Source organism: Iodidimonas sp. SYSU 1G8 (genome assembly GCF_039655775.1).
Taxonomy (GTDB): Bacteria; Pseudomonadota; Alphaproteobacteria; order SMXS01; family SMXS01; genus RI-34.
This window is the reverse complement of the sequence record NZ_JBBYXJ010000002.1, coordinates 675628-690096: the sequence shown is the minus strand read 5'-3', so window position 1 is coordinate 690096 and position 14469 is coordinate 675628. Positions and strand designations below refer to the sequence as shown.

At 64.5% G+C, this 14469-nt stretch carries 11 protein-coding genes; 4 read left to right on the top strand and 7 right to left on the bottom strand.

The genetic code is table 11. The features are described from left to right. The first annotated feature begins 144 nt into the window (after positions 1 to 144). A complete protein-coding gene (locus WJU17_RS14295; RefSeq protein WP_346328074.1) occupies positions 145 to 1485 on the top strand; it encodes a DEAD/DEAH box helicase in 1341 nt (446 codons plus the stop codon). Positions 1486 to 1722: 237 nt separating this feature from the next. Continuing rightward, positions 1723 to 1932 carry a cold-shock protein gene (locus WJU17_RS14290; RefSeq protein ID WP_346328073.1) on the top strand — a complete coding sequence of 70 codons (210 nt, stop codon included), beginning with the start codon at positions 1723 to 1725 and terminating at the stop codon, positions 1930 to 1932. Between the two features lie 147 nt (positions 1933 to 2079). Here the strand turns inward: WJU17_RS14290 and shc are convergent, their stop codons facing one another. From shc to WJU17_RS14265, 5 genes are all read right to left on the bottom strand, one after another. Further along, positions 2080 to 4116, bottom strand: a complete 2037-nt coding sequence (gene shc, locus WJU17_RS14285; protein ID WP_346328072.1) for a squalene--hopene cyclase — start codon at positions 4114 to 4116, stop codon at positions 2080 to 2082. Positions 4117 to 4170: 54 nt separating this feature from the next. Next, on the bottom strand, positions 4171 to 4893 hold the full coding sequence (locus WJU17_RS14280) for a hypothetical protein (RefSeq protein WP_346328071.1): 723 nt from the start codon (positions 4891 to 4893) through the stop codon (positions 4171 to 4173). Between the two features lie 91 nt (positions 4894 to 4984). Beyond that, positions 4985 to 6019 (bottom strand): ferrochelatase, encoded by a 1035-nt coding sequence (gene hemH, locus WJU17_RS14275; protein ID WP_346328070.1) that lies wholly within the window; start codon positions 6017 to 6019, stop codon positions 4985 to 4987. Positions 6020 to 6051: 32 nt separating this feature from the next. Further along, complete coding sequence (locus WJU17_RS14270; protein WP_346328069.1) at positions 6052 to 7071, bottom strand: NADP-dependent oxidoreductase; 1020 nt, start codon at positions 7069 to 7071, stop codon at positions 6052 to 6054. A 71-nt stretch (positions 7072 to 7142) separates the two neighbouring features. Further along, positions 7143 to 7931: an alpha/beta hydrolase gene (locus WJU17_RS14265; RefSeq protein ID WP_346328068.1), complete on the bottom strand. Its 789-nt coding sequence runs from the start codon at positions 7929 to 7931 to the stop codon at positions 7143 to 7145. A gap of 241 nt (positions 7932 to 8172) precedes the next feature. On the opposite strand from WJU17_RS14265, the gene phaP reads away from it, so the two are divergent. Together phaP and WJU17_RS14255 are read left to right on the top strand one after the other, a co-directional pair. Further along, positions 8173 to 8625: a TIGR01841 family phasin gene (gene phaP / locus WJU17_RS14260; RefSeq protein ID WP_346328067.1), complete on the top strand. Its 453-nt coding sequence runs from the start codon at positions 8173 to 8175 to the stop codon at positions 8623 to 8625. A 24-nt stretch (positions 8626 to 8649) separates the two neighbouring features. Beyond that, positions 8650 to 10122: a wax ester/triacylglycerol synthase family O-acyltransferase gene (locus WJU17_RS14255; protein WP_346328066.1), complete on the top strand. Its 1473-nt coding sequence runs from the start codon at positions 8650 to 8652 to the stop codon at positions 10120 to 10122. 3 nt (positions 10123 to 10125) lie between these two features. Here WJU17_RS14255 and WJU17_RS14250 read toward each other — a convergent pair whose 3' ends face one another. Next, positions 10126 to 11505, bottom strand: coding sequence for an MFS transporter (locus tag WJU17_RS14250; RefSeq protein WP_346328065.1), 1380 nt, complete (start codon positions 11503 to 11505; stop codon positions 10126 to 10128). A 200-nt stretch (positions 11506 to 11705) separates the two neighbouring features. Further along, positions 11706 to 14381, bottom strand: coding sequence for a TonB-dependent receptor (locus WJU17_RS14245; protein WP_346328064.1), 2676 nt, complete (start codon positions 14379 to 14381; stop codon positions 11706 to 11708). Positions 14382 to 14469 lie beyond the last annotated feature (88 nt).

The following is a 14469-nucleotide window of genomic DNA, read 5'->3' as shown; positions in this document are numbered from 1 at the left end:
CGCGATGCGCCCCTTATGGTGGCGTTTCCTCCCGGGTCAATTCTCAAAAACCCTGCTTCATTTCCAGGTGCGCGTGGAAAAGGCAACACGCTGTGAGCGTTCGCGACAAAGCGCGAGCGCCCGGCGCGGAAGGATTCTGTTTAAGTGACGACGACTTTCAACGACCTCGGTCTCATCGAGCCGCTTCTGCGTGCCCTGACCACCGAGAACTACACCATTCCGACCCCGATTCAGGCGCAGGCGATCCCGCTGCTGCTGCAGGGTAAGGATCTGCTGGGCATCGCCCAGACGGGTACCGGCAAGACCGCCGCGTTCACCCTTCCCATGCTGCAGCGTCTGGCCGCCGAAAAGATCCAGGCCGCGCCGAAGACCGCGCGGGCGCTGATCCTGGCGCCGACCCGCGAACTGGCGGTGCAGATCGCCGACAGCATCCGCAACTATGGCCGCAATCTTGGCTTGCGCCAAGCCGTCATCCTGGGCGGTGTCGGCCAGAACCCGCAGATCAAGGCGATGTCGCGCGGCGTCGACGTTCTCGTCGCCACGCCCGGCCGCCTGCTCGATCTGGTCAACCAGAAGCACGTCAACCTCTCGGGCACGGGTATCCTTGTGCTCGACGAGGCCGACCGGATGCTCGACATGGGCTTCATCCGCGACGTGCGCAAAATCGTGTCGGTCATGCCGCGCAAGCGCCAGTCGCTGCTGTTCTCGGCCACCATGCCGACCGACGTGGCCAAGCTGGCGTCGGACATGCTGATCGATCCGGTACGCGTCGAGGTGACCCCCGCCGCCACCACGGTCGAACGGATCGACCAGAGCGTGTATTTCATCGACGCTGGCGGCAAGCAGGCCTTGCTCACCCGCCTGCTGCAGGACAAGGCGATGAGCAAGGTGATCGTGTTCACGCGCACCAAGCACCGCGCCAACCGCGTCGCCGAGCAGCTGAGCAAGAGCGGCCTGCCCGCCGACGCCATCCACGGCAACAAGTCCCAGAGCGCGCGCCAGAACGCCCTGGACCGTTTCAAGACCGGCGCGGCGCGCGTGCTTGTCGCGACCGACATCGCCGCGCGCGGCATTGACGTCGACGGCATCACCCACGTGATCAATTTCGAGCTGCCGAACGAGCCCGAGAGCTACGTCCACCGCATCGGCCGCACCGCGCGCGCCGGCGCCGAGGGCATCGCCATCGCGTTCTGCGACCCGACCGAGCGCGCCTATCTGCGCGGCATCGAGAAACTGACCCGCGTGACGCTCAGCGTCGTCGGCGAAACGCCCCGCGACACGGGCGAGAGCCCGCCGGAGAATGGCCGCAACCGTCCGCGCACGCAGGCGCCGCGCGGTCGCGGTGGCCGGCCGCAGGAAAGCCGTCACGGCGAAGGCCGGCCAGCAGAGGGCCAGCAGGCCGACGGACGCACGGGCGACGCCAAATCCGGTGCCGCGCGTCGTCGTCGCCGCCCGCGCCGCTCCCCGATGCAGCAGGCGGCCTGATACCCGATAAACCGAGGCTCCGGGCCATTTGTGGTCCGGAGCACGGCATTGGAAACGGCTCGTTTTGGGTTGTATTCTTGCGTGTCCGGGATTATATCCGCAAGATCAGTGACCTAAGGCCCGGCGTATGCTTCGTCGCCGACATAGCTATCGACTCCCAGGACTTCAGCGAGCTGAAAAGCCGAGCGTGCCGTTGGCGCGCCCGGTCGTTACGTCATCATTAAGGAAGCACTATCTATGACCAACGGAACCGTGAAGTGGTTCAATGCGACCAAGGGCTATGGCTTCATCCAGCCGGACGATGGTTCGGCCGACGCCTTCGTCCATATCTCCGCCGTCGAGCGGGCCGGCCTTTCTGGCCTGAATGAGGGCCAGAAGGTCTCTTACGAACTGACGCGTGGCCGCAACGGCAAGAGCTCAGCTGAAGAACTGAAGATCCTCGGCTAATTCGCCGAAGACCTGCAAGGAGGGTCTCATCGTGATGAGCCCTCCGACCGCAGGCCTCGGGCCGGACAGCCGGCATTAGCGCGTCATTTGAGAAGTTCGACTACCAAACTGCCTCGATTCCGAGGCCGTTTTTTTGTCCGCTGGATGTTATTCCGGCTCGTTTCCCAGCCGGGCCAGATAGTTCCGCGCCCGGCCCATGGCCATGAGCGGGAAATAGTGGCGGTACAGGTTGTAATTGATCATGAAGCCGCGGCTGAGTTCGACGGATTGCCCCAGGGCCTCCTCGGCACCGTCGGCGAGATCGATGGGCCGCCCCAGGCCATAACCCGGAAACCCAGTGCCGGTATATTCCGCCTCGTCCCAGGTGCCATCCTGCTGACGCGACGTGAGGAAGCCGAGCCCCTTCCATACCACGGCGCGATCCTGCGGCCGTCCCACCGCCAATAGCGACATGAGCGCCCAGGCGGTCTGCGACGCCGTGCTGTCGCCCTTGCCCGCCAGCGAACGGTCCATGTAGGACCCGCAGGTTTCGCCCCAGCCGCCATCGGCGTTCTGGTGCGCGGCGATCCAATCGGCCGCTCGCAGCACGTGATCGTCGCGCATGTCCTCGCCCACGGCCTTGAGCGCCGGCAGCGCGGCCGACGTGCCGTAGATGTAGTTGACGCCCCAGCGCCCCCACCAGCTGCCGTCCCTTTCCTGCTCCTTGCGCAGGAAGGCGACGCCGCGCGCTATTGCCGGATGATGCCTGTCATAGCCCAGCGCGCCGAGCGCCTCGAGCACATGGGCGGTGACGTCGACGCTGGGCGGATCGAGCGCCTCGCCGAAATCGCTGAACGGGATGCGGGTGAGGATCTGGGCGTCATTGTCGCGGTCGAACGCGGCCCAGCCCCCCGCCGAGCATTGCATGGCGAGCACCCAGTTCACGGCCCGTTCGATGACGCCGTCGATGCCCCGCGCCCGCCATTTGGGGTCTTGCCGATGCTTGGCCAGCACGATCAGTGCCACGGCCGTGTCGTCCACGTCGGGATAGAACTGGTTGGCGTATTCGAACGCCCAGCCGCCCGGCGCCACGCCCCTGACCTTTCGCGCCCAGTCGCCGTAGTGGCGCACCTCATTGTCCAGCAGCCAGCCGATCGCCTTGTCGACCGCCTCGGCGTGCTCCTCCTGAACCTCGCAATCGTCCATGGCGAGCAAGGTCAGCACCGTGTCCCACACGGGTGAAACGGACGCCTGGATGTAAACGGCACCATCCACCTCATAAGACCACCGCGGATCGTGCAACGCGTCCAGTCCCTTGGCGATGACCGGATGGCCCATGGGATAGCCCTCGATCTGCAGCGCCATCAGGCTGTAGATCCACGGCGGCTGGATGCCGCCCCAGGCGCCATCCGCGTCCTGATGCTTGACGATCCATTCCATCACGCGGGCAATGGCCGCCTCGCGCCCCGGCACCGCACGGCGCGACTGGGCCCAGTGCAGGATCCTGTCCGTGGTCATGAAGAACTGTTCCCAGGTGAAGGGCCTGATCACCTTGGGGAGGGAATAGTCGAAGCCTTCACGCCCTTCGGGAAACAACTCGTCCAGGCGATTACCATCGGCGAGTGGACGCACCGGGCGGCGCGCCGACAGCACGGCGATGGGCATCAGGGTGGCGCGCGCCCATGACGCGAAATTATAGATGTTGAAGGGAAACCACAGGGGAAAGCGGATGACTTCCGGCGGGATGTTGGGCGTGCTCTCCCACGGCCATTCGCCGATCAGGGCCAGCCAGTAGCGGGTGAACACGCGTACGTTGCGCAGACCGCCGCGCTGGAAAATCCACGCGCGTGCCGTGGCGAGAACCGGATCGTCCGCCGCCATGCCGACGGATCGCAGCGCGGCGTAACTCTCCACCGTGGCATTGATGTCGCCGGCGGATGCGCCGTGATAGATGCCCCATGACCCATCCGCCCGCTGCTCGCGCAGCAGCGAGCGCACCAGTCCGGCCCGGCGCGGATGATCGTGCAGGCCGAGGAAATGCAGCGCCAGAATCCACTCGGCTTCCATGCAGGAATTGGTCTGCAGCTTGCCGACCCAGTAGCCCTCGGGGTGCTGACGCGCCACGGACCAGCCGAATCCGCTCTCGATGGCGGCGCGCAGCGTCTCGTCCATGGTCTGGCCAGCGAGCGGATTTTCGACGTTCATGATCGCCCCGGCGTGTTTCCGTTGCGACGGTTTTGGGTCAGGTGCCGGGGTGTGTCAAGAGGAGCCGCCCACCAGACGCGTCGCGAACGCGAGCCAGGACGGGCTCGAAAATGCCCAGATCACCGCCACGTTCAGGGCCGCGTAGATCAGTGCACTGCACAGATAGGCTGGGTGGATGCGGCGGCGGGAAACGAGATCATACAAAGCGGCGCCGAGCAGCAGCAGGTCCGGCCCGATCAGCGACACCCACGTTCCGGCCTCCACGTAACCCGCGCCGAGGCTGAGCCGGTGCAGAGCCGGCGCGGTCATCAGGAAGAAGCCGGCCAGCATCAGGCGCTTGTGCACGCCGGGCCGCGACCGGTTCGCGAGCGCGATGAGCACCAGAATCGTAACGCCCGTCATGGCCACGAGCGGCAGGGCCATGAAGACCAGCGGCGGCGGCGCGCCCGGCGGCACGTGCCCCAATTGTCCGGCGACGATGGCCGTGGTCACCCCGACGGCAATGACCACGCCGAACAGGACCGCGCCAAGAATGCCGAGATTTCGGTGGAGACCGGGGCGATTGACGGCGATCAGCCCCGTCTGGAGCACGGACAGCAGCGTCCACGCCGTGAACACGATACCATGCAGGGATGTCAGCGGTGACAGCGGCGGCGGGGCCTGGAAGACATTCTTGAGGTAATAGGACGGCGCGAAGCCGGCGAAGATGATCGCCGCCGACAGAACGGCCATGGAAAAATAGAACCACCGGCCTTCGCCGGCCTGCTCCTGCGCCATCGAGCCCCCTCAAACGCGCTACCTTGTTCCCTGATCCTAGCGGAAGTGGCGGAGGGGCGCATCCGGCATCAGAGTGGGGCGGTATCTGCCGCTAAAGCCACCCGCCCAGTTCGCGCTCGACGAGTCCATTCAGCACGTCGATGGCTGGCGGCGTGTCGTTGAGGCAGGGGATGTAGCTGAACGCCTCGCCGCCGGCCTCGAGAAAGATGTGGCGGCCGCGCTCGGCCATCTCCTCGAGCGTTTCCAGACAGTCGGCGAGGAAGGCCGGCGAGACGATGGCGATGCGCTTGACGCCCTGGCCCGGCAGGGCGGCCAGGGTTTCGTCGGTGTAGGGCTGGAGCCATTCCATGGGGCCGAAGCGGGACTGGAACGTCATGAGCAGCCGATCCTCGCTCCAGCCGAGCCGCTCGCGCAGAAGCCGCGTGGTCTTGGCGCAGTGGCAGTAATAGGGATCGCCCGCGTCGAAATACTTCTTCGGAATACCGTGATAGGACGCGATCACCGCATCGGGCGTCCAGGGCAGCGCCGTCAGATGGGCCTCGATGCCGCACGCCAGCGCGTCGATATAGGCCGGATCGTCATGGAAGGGCGGCGCGGTGCGCAGCGCCGGCTGCCAGCGCATGCCCTGCAGCGCCGAGAACACCGCATCATAGGCCGAGGCTGTCGTCGTGCCGCTATACTGCGGATAGAGCGCCAGCGCGAGAATGCGGTCGCAGCCCTGGTCACGCAAGGCCTTGAGCCTGTCCGCCACCGACGGCGTGCCGTAGCGCATGGCCCAATCGACGATCACGTCGCCTCGACGCTGGCCGATCAGGTGGCCCAAGGCTTCGGTCTGGGTGCGCGTGAAATGCCGCAGGGGCGAGCCATCATCATCGTCACGCCAGACAAGCTGGTAGGCCTTGGCGGTTTTCTGCGGCCGGAACGGCAGGATGAAGAGATTGAGGATCGGCTGCCAGATCGCCGGATGGGTTTCGATGATGCGCCGGTCGCTGAGAAACTCCCGCAGATAGCGCCGCACCGCCGAAGGCGTGGGTGCATCCGGTGTTCCCAGATTGACGAGAAGAACGCCGATGCGCCCGGAGGCGACGGGCGGATGGCCGGATGGTTTGTGGGCGGTATCGGTCATGGCGCTCTATACGTCGGCGGGTTTGGCGCGGTTCACGCGATGCGGCAGAGCTGCTTGCCGAGATTCTGGCCATGGAACAGCCGCAGCAAGGTGGCGGGCACGTTGTCGAATCCTTCCTGCACATCCACCGAGAAGCGGATCTTGCCCTCGCGCGCCCAGGCGCCGAGCTGCTCGCGCGCCTCGTCGAAGCGGGCCGAAAACTGGCCCAGTAGGAAGCCGCTCATGGTCGAGGGGCTGTTGACGATGCGCATGTAGTTGCGCGGGCCGACAGCGGCGTCGTCGGCGACGTTGTAGCCCGAAATGCCGCCACAGATGACGATGCGGCTGCCGATCGCGATGTTGTCCAGCGCCGCTTCGAGAATCGCACCGCCCACATTGTCGTAGAAGACGTTGATGCCCTTGGGCGCCAGTGCCTGCAGCCGAGCGGAGACATCCTCGTTCTTGTAGTCGATGGCGGCATCGAAGCCCGCCTCGTCGGTCAGCCAGGCGCATTTCTCGGCGCCGCCGGCGATGCCAATCACCCGACACCCGGCGATCCGCGCGATCTGCCCGGCGATGGAGCCGGTCGCGCCCGCCGCGCCGGAGACCACCACCGTGTCGCCGGCGCGCGGCTTGCCGACGTCGAGCATGCCGAAATAGGCGGTCAGGCCGGTGATGCCTAGGACGCTGAGCGCCATTTCCTCGGTCACCCCCGCAGGCATCTTCTGCACGGGCAACAACTGGCCCACCGCATCGACCACGGCATATTGCTGCCAGCCGAACATGCCGGATACCTTGTCGCCGGGCTGAAACTCGGGATGACGGGAAGCGACGACCTCGCCCACACCCGAGGCCTTCATGACCCCGCCGATCGGCAGGTTGGCCCCGTGCCCAGGAATTTCGCGCACCCAGCCGCGCATGGCGGGCTCATAGGCGATATGGGTGACCTTTACGACGAGCTGGCCATCCAGCGGCTCGGCGATATCGCTCGTCGCGGGCGCGAAATCATCAACGGAGATCATCCCCTCAGGACGCCGTGCCAGTACCCATTGGCGGTTCGCTGGATTGCTCATGTCTTTCCCTCCCCTCGACGTTACGGCAGGCACCATAACAGAGCGAGGAACGGGAGACAGCGGTTCTTGGGCTAACGGTAGAAGAGCGCCTTGGGACCGCTGCGGTCGAACGCCGCCCAGTGACCTTCCGCCTGGGCCAGGCGGTCGGCCACCGCATAGAGCACGAAGGCATTGAAGCCGAGACCGGTATGGCTGCCGAACACCTCGATATTATCCGTGTCGGGACCATCCTCCTCCGAACAGACCTGCCACACCGCGACGCCGTCCGTCTTCGAGTAGATCGCGGTACACGGAACGGGAGGACGCGCGCTGTGGCGCTGCTTCACGTGCTCGTCCGCGTGAGCGACCATGTCGCCCGACAACATCTCGTAAAGCTCGGCGATTTCCTTGTTGGTGCCGCCCATTCCGGCGCTGCCGAAAGGGCTGCCCATGGTGATGACCTGACGGACCGCGTCGGGAATGTCCCGCGCGATCTGCCGGGCAAAGATGCCTCCCAGGCTCCAGCCGACAAGGCTGACCTTCCGGCCGTGGGTCGCGGCCAGATGATTGGCGCGTTCCACCATCCGCTGTTCCGTGTCGCCTCGCGGGCCGAAGTTCCGGCCCAGCGCCCAGGGATAGACCTCGTAACCCAGCGTCGAGAGATAGGTCCGGAGCACGGCCGTCGAGTTGTCCGTGCCCATGAAACCGGGGATCACCATGACCGGATGGCCGTCACCGCGCGGTGCCTGCCCCAGGCAGGCCGCGGCGAACGGCAACATTCCGAATTCCATGAGGGCCCGGGCCGGCTCGAGCATGGACCAGACCGCTGCCGGAGGATCGTAGTGGCCGGCATGAGGCATCTTGTGCGCGTTGGCGTTCATTCGTTGTCCTCGTCCCGTCCTTGCCGAATGGACGGTTGTCCTGTGTCAGTCACTATAGACGGTATTTACGGGTCGTCACGTCACTAACAATCAAGCACGCGATTAGTGCCCCCGCTGGTGTCCGCGGACAGGCATGCTTTTTGCGGTTGCAAAATCCGCCTTCATCGTTATATTGCACTGCAACAAAGCGGGCCCGTTACGAAAATGCCGCTGACCAGCACGTTTCCCGAGGAGAGCACTGATGTCCCAGACCAACCCGTTCACCGAAGCCTTCGAGAACATGACCAAGAGCTTCACCCAGTTCGCGGGTGGCATGCCGTCGTTCAACATGGGCGCCATGCCCAAGTTCGACATGGATAGTGTCATGAAGACGGGCCAGGCGAACTTCGCGGCTCTCACCGAAGCCAACCGCATCGCGCTCGAAGGCATGCAGGCCGTCGCCAAGCGTCAGCAGGAGCTGGCCGCCGAAGCCATGAGCGACTTCCAGGAAACCGCCAAGACCATCACCGCCGGCGGCGGCGCCGATGTGTTCGCCAAGCCGGTCGAAATGGCCCGCGGCGCGTTCGAGAAGTCGGTGTCCAATATGAAGGAACTGGCCGAGCTGGCCGGCAAGTCGCAGACCGAAGCTTGGGGCGTCATCGGCCGCCGCTTCCAGGACAGCATGTCCGAACTGCAGGCCGTCGCGAAGAAGTAACTTTCGGCCGACTGTCCTCCAGCCATGGAACAGCTCAGCCCGCTCGACGCCTCGTTCCTGTATACCGAGAACGAGCGCGTCGCCAACCACATCGGTGGACTGTACATCTACGATCAGTCCACCGTGCCGGGCGGGATGCTGCGGTTCCGGCAAATCCTGCGATATCTGGAATCCCATATTCACAAGGGGCCCAGATATCGGCAGAAGCTGGCCAACGTACCGCTGAATCTGGACCACCCTTACTGGGTCGACGATTCCCGGTTCGATATCGAATATCACGTCCGTCATCTCGCCCTGCCAAAGCCGGGCGACTGGCGGCAATTATGCATTCTCGTCTCGCGTTTGCATGACCGCCCGCTCGATTTGAGCCGGCCGCTCTGGACCATGGACGTGATCGAGGGACTCGACAATGTGGAGGGACTGCCGCCCGGCAGCTTCGCCATCGTCACCAAGCTGCATCATGCGGCGATCGACGGCGTCTCGTCCGTCTCCATGAATACGGCGATCCACGAGACCGAGCCGGGCCTGCGCCTCGGCACGCCCGAGCCTTGGACTCCCGAGACGGAGCCCACGCCCATGGAATTGCTCGGCCGGGCGCATATGAACAATCTGGCGCAGCCCATGCGCCTCCTCAAGCTGATGGCCGAGTCCGTGCCCGCCTCGGCGCGCTACTTCCTCACCCTTGGCGAGGAAAACCTGCGGATGGATTTGCCCGCCGGCCAAGTGCCATCGACCCGGTTCAACCGGGAGATTTCCGGTCGACGTGTCTTCAATGGCATCAGCTTCGACCTGGCGGATCTCCGCGCCATCAAGGATGCGCTTCCCGGCGCGACCATCAACGACGTGGTTCTGGCGCTCGGCGGCGGTGCGCTGCGCCGTTACCTGCTGGCCAAGAACGAGCTCCCGGACGAACCGCTGATCACCATGGCGCCCATTTCGGTTCGGACGCGGGCGGCCACGGCGATGACCACCGGCAATGAAGTCACAGCGATGCTGGCGTCGCTCGGCACCCATATCGCCGATCCGCGTCAACGGCTGGAGGCTGTCCGCGCCTCGACGTCCAATTCCAAGGCGCTGACCAATGCGATCGGCGCGCGCCTGCTGACCGATTTCCAGCAATTGCTGCCGGCCACCACCAACGGCGTCGCGGCCCAGTTTCTCGCCCAGATGCGCCTGGCGAATGGCGGGCGGCCGCTGTTCAACACCGTCATGACCAACGTCCCTGGCCCACAGCATCCGCTATACTTCGCCGGCGCGCGGCTGGTGAATCAGTACGGGCTGGGTATCGTGCAGGACGGCTTGGGCCTGTTCCACACCATCCTGAGCTATGACGGCAAGCTGACCATCACGGCCATCTCGGACCGGGACATGATGCCCGATCCGGAATTCTACATGAGCTGCTTCCGCGATGCCTTCGACGAGCTCAAGGCCGCCATGGTCCCACCTTCCCCGCCAAGGCCGCGCGTCCGCAAGCCCGCCACGTCCGCCGCCGAGTAGGCATCAGCCGGCCGCCTGCATCTGCCGGGCCGTCAGTTCCTCCACATGCAGCAGGCTGGCGCGATAGTGCTTCATCCCGAGGAAGATGATCAGCGCCGCGATGGGCGCGCCGCCGCAATTGATGATGGCGAGCGCGTGTCCCAGCCGGCTGTCGTCCCGGAAGACATGCGTCGTCAGGAAGCCGACCATGGTCGATCCCAGGCTGATGCCGACGATATTGCTGAAGAACAGATAGACCGACGCCGCCTTGGCGCGCATCTGGTTCGGCGTGATCGACATCATCGCGGTGCCCGCCAGACCGGCTGGCACGGCGCCGAGAAACTGGCAGGGCGCCAGCGCGACCAGCGCCCACCAGGAATCCGGCGCGACCACGAACGCGAAGAAGGCACATACGGCGAGCGGCAGCGTGCAGATGAGCGAGGCGCGGAAAGGCGCGTCAACATAGCCCGCGCGCATCAGCCGGTTCGACAGCCAGCCGCCGAAGAAGGCGCCCATGGTGCCGAAGATCAGCACGATGGTGCCATACCACATGCCGGCTTCCGTCTGGGTCGTCCCGAAGGAGCGCACGAAGAACTGCACGACCCAGGCGAAGTTGGCGTAGGCGATCAGCACCAGGATGGTGAAGCTGACCAGCAGATGACCGAAGGTCGCCGAATGGCTTCGCAGGAAGGCGATGAAATCCGCGAGTTGCGCTTTTCCGCCCTGTGTTTCATCACTGACCGTCCGGCCACGACGATAAGGCTCGCGGATGGTCAACACGAGAAGGGCCAGCAGCAGTCCCGGCAGACCGACCGCGACGAACGCCAGTTGCCAGGGACGCATGGTGCCCAGCAGCGGAAGGTCGGTCGGGCCGATGGCATTCAGCGCGGCGAGCAACGCGCTGCCGAGCACCATGGCAAGACCGACGCCGGTCAGATTGCCCATGGTGAACACGCTCATCGCCATGGCCAGCTTGGACTTGGGAAAATAGTCGCTGATGATGGAATAGGCCGACGGGCTGAGGGTCGCTTCGCCGACGCCGACGCTGATGCGGGCCAGGAACAGATGCCAGAAATGGCCCGCGAAGCCGCACGCGGCGGTGGCCAGGCTCCAGAAGGTCACGCCGATCGCGATGATGTTGCGCCGGTTGAACTGGTCCGCCGCCAGGGCGATCGGGATGGACATCAGGGCATAGAAGATGCCGAAGGGCGGACCCTGCAAGAGGCCGATCTCAAAATCCGACAGGCCGAGGTCCAGTTTGATGTCGCTGACCATGATCGCGATGATCTGCCGGTCCAGGAACGACACGATCGCACCGATGAACAGGACGATGACCACGTACCACGCATAGGCCGGATTCGGCCATGGCGGCTCTCCCGGCCGCACGCTCTCAGAGTCTTGCATGGAACCCCGCCTACAACACGGCCCTGCCAAGGACAGGGCGAAAAAGTGGAACAGGCGGCCCCCGGACCGACCCGCCCCACCTTGTACGCGACTTTTCCCGTGCTGAAAAGTTGTACGTGAATGTTGTTCCGGCCCCGGCATCTTCACAAAAAAAAGCGGGCGCCGCAGCGCCCGCCAGGTTCTTGGGTTGTACCCGTCGACTAGAAGTTGAAGCCGAGCTCGATACCGTAGGTGCGCGGCTTGCCATAGATGGTCATGTTCCAGAGACCGGCCACCGAGTTGGAGCCGAGCCGGTACTTTTCGTTCAGGATGTTCTTGGCGAACAGGGTGACGCGGTAGCGCTCGTTCACATCCTGCCAGCTGGCCGAGGCATCCCACAGGAAGCGTTCGGTCATCTGGGTGTTCAGCGAGTTGAACACCGCCATTTCGGCTTCCGACTGATAGTTGCCGGTGGTGTTCAGGGTCAGGACGCCCGCATTGCCGAGAACGACGTCATAGGTGACCGAGCCGCCGATCTTCCACTTCGGCGAATAGGGCACCGTGTAGTCGGTCAGGTTCTCGTTACCGTCGAGCGTGTCGCCATCGCCATTACGGTCCAGGAAGAACTCCTTGTACTTATGGTCCTGGTAGGCGATGGACAGATCGATGCGCAGCTGGTCGGTGGGCTGGAACTGCAGTTCCGCCTCGACGCCCAGATTGCGCGACTTGCCGGCGTTGACGTTGATGGTTTCCTGGGTGGTGTTGCCGGCGAAGTCGGTGAACGGCACCACCTGGGAACGGATCAGGTCGGAGTAGACGGTGTAGAACGCGGTCAAATTGGCCTGCACCGTGTTGTCGAACCAACGCGATTTCAGACCCAGTTCGGCGCTCCAGTTGTTTTCCGGCTGGAACGCGACGCAGGTCGTCGGGCTGGAACAGGTCTCGGTGAAGCCGCCCGAGATGAAGCCCGTCGAGTAGCTGGCATAGACCATGGCTTCGTCGGTGACCTTGTAGTCGACAACGGCGCGCCAGGTGATCTTGTCCCACTCATCGCTCGTGTCCACCACCAGGGCGTAGGCCGAGTTCGGCAGCGGCAGGTTGCGCGGGTCGAGGTCGGCGGCGGTCAGGCCAGCGCGCGATACGGCGTTCGAGCGGGTGTCGAAGCAGACGGGAGGCGTGTTGACGTTGTTGTCGGTGTCGACAAGCCGCTGGTCCTTGGGCTTGGTGTACTGATTGCAGACACCACCCGCATTCGCGCGGCGGAAGAACGACTTCTTGTCCAGAGTCCAGCGCAGGCCGGCCGTGAAGCGCAGGCGATCGGTGATGTCCCAGTTGCCGTCGAAGTAGAAGGCATAGGTGGACCGGTCTTGGTCGGCTCCGCCCGTGGCAGGATCGTTGATGTAGTCCAGATCCAGATTGATGAAGCCACGGTCATCCAGATAGGGATTGCCGACCGTCGGGCGGCCAAGCTGGGCATCCGTGCGCGGCAGCAAAGAGGACAAGCCGACGGTGGAGTAGGACAACATCTTCACGTTGTCTTCCTGATAGGTGCCACCGGCGATGAAGTTGATCGGGCCGTCGAAATTGGTGGCGGCGCGCAACTCGATCTGGATCTGCTCGCGCACAAGATTGCGGGTGGCATCGAACAGGCTGTTGAACGCCTCGCCCGGATAAGTGCTGGGCAGGATTTCCTTCTGCTTCCGGTAGGCCGTGATCAGCTTGAAGCTGACGACGTCCAGATCCAGGTTCTGTTGCAGATTGTACCCCATGGCGCTGACGCGGTGGCCCGAGGGAATGCACAGGCCCGACGGGTTGTTACCCGCGCACTGGTTGGTGACGGCGGTGACCCAGGGGCTTTCGCCCGTCGCGTCACGGCCATTGAACCCGAGCAGCGGCATCAGCATGTTCTGCGGGCCGGCATCCGGGTCGATGGCGCCGAGAACGGGTGAGTCATTGACGCTCGGCACCGAGTCGGAGCGGTCGCGCAGGGCCTCGAGGATGAAGTAGGCTTCGTAGTTGTCGGTCGGCGTGAACAGGACCTTGAACTTGCCGGCGAACACGTCGGTGCCGTTCAGGTTCTCGCCGGAACCGGCCGCGTTGGTGTTGAGCTCGGGCGGCAGCGGCGGATTGACCACCGGCAGGCCATAGGCGCCATAGAGCGGCACGAAGTTCGGGAAGCCGCTGGCGACGTGGCTGTTCTTGATATAGCCGTCATCGTAGTCGTAGATGCCGACCATGCGGATCGCCAGCTTGTCTTCGACGACGGGAATGTTGAGGGCCAGCTTGCCCTTGGCGATCTTGCCATTGTTGCTGTCGAACATGCCCAGCTGCAACTCGACCTTGCCGCTGAACTCGTTCATCTCCGGACGCTTGGTCACGATATAGATCGCGCCGCCAGTGGAGTTCTTGCCGAACAGGGTACCCTGCGGGCCGCGGTACACCTCGATGCGGTCCACGTCGAACAGTTCGACGAATTGCGACTGCACGTGATTGAGGCCGAATTCATCGACGATGATCGGCACCGAACTGTCCTGGGTCACCAGGATCGAGTTCTGGCCCGTACCGCGAATACCACCGGCGATGGCGCGGAAGCCGGCGAGCTGGCCGAGCGCGACGCCCGGCGACATGTCGGACACGGCGAGCACGTCGTTGCGGAACGTGTTGGCGAGCTGCTGGTCCGAGATCGCCGAGATGGCGATCGGCACGTCCTGCGACGCTTCGTCGCGCTTGGTGCCGGACACGGTCACGCTTTCGAGACCGGTGCGCGGCGCGGCGGCGCCCGGCGGCGCGGCGGCCGGCGCTGACTGCGCATGCGCCTGGCCGGCGGCCACGAGCGTCACGCCCATGGCGGCGGCGAGTGCATACGCACTGACGGTTTGTCTGAACGATTGTTTCATGAGACCTCCCCAGGGTTCACTTCCCACGGCCCGCCCGTTACCCGGCGGTACCGTTTCCAAAGGCGGAAGATACGAGGTAAAACTGGAC

Coding starts and splice junctions, on each gene's coding strand:
- WJU17_RS14290 (WP_346328073.1), top strand. CDS start 1,723: ATGACCAACGGAACCGTGAAGTGGTTCAATGCGACCAAGGGCTATGGC.
- shc (WP_346328072.1), bottom strand. CDS start 4,116: ATGAACGTCGAAAATCCGCTCGCTGGCCAGACCATGGACGAGACGCTG.
- WJU17_RS14280 (WP_346328071.1), bottom strand. CDS start 4,893: ATGGCGCAGGAGCAGGCCGGCGAAGGCCGGTGGTTCTATTTTTCCATG.
- hemH (WP_346328070.1), bottom strand. CDS start 6,019: ATGACCGATACCGCCCACAAACCATCCGGCCATCCGCCCGTCGCCTCC.
- WJU17_RS14270 (WP_346328069.1), bottom strand. CDS start 7,071: ATGAGCAATCCAGCGAACCGCCAATGGGTACTGGCACGGCGTCCTGAG.
- WJU17_RS14265 (WP_346328068.1), bottom strand. CDS start 7,931: ATGAACGCCAACGCGCACAAGATGCCTCATGCCGGCCACTACGATCCT.
- phaP (WP_346328067.1), top strand. CDS start 8,173: ATGTCCCAGACCAACCCGTTCACCGAAGCCTTCGAGAACATGACCAAG.
- WJU17_RS14255 (WP_346328066.1), top strand. CDS start 8,650: ATGGAACAGCTCAGCCCGCTCGACGCCTCGTTCCTGTATACCGAGAAC.
- WJU17_RS14250 (WP_346328065.1), bottom strand. CDS start 11,505: ATGCAAGACTCTGAGAGCGTGCGGCCGGGAGAGCCGCCATGGCCGAAT.
- WJU17_RS14245 (WP_346328064.1), bottom strand. CDS start 14,381: ATGAAACAATCGTTCAGACAAACCGTCAGTGCGTATGCACTCGCCGCC.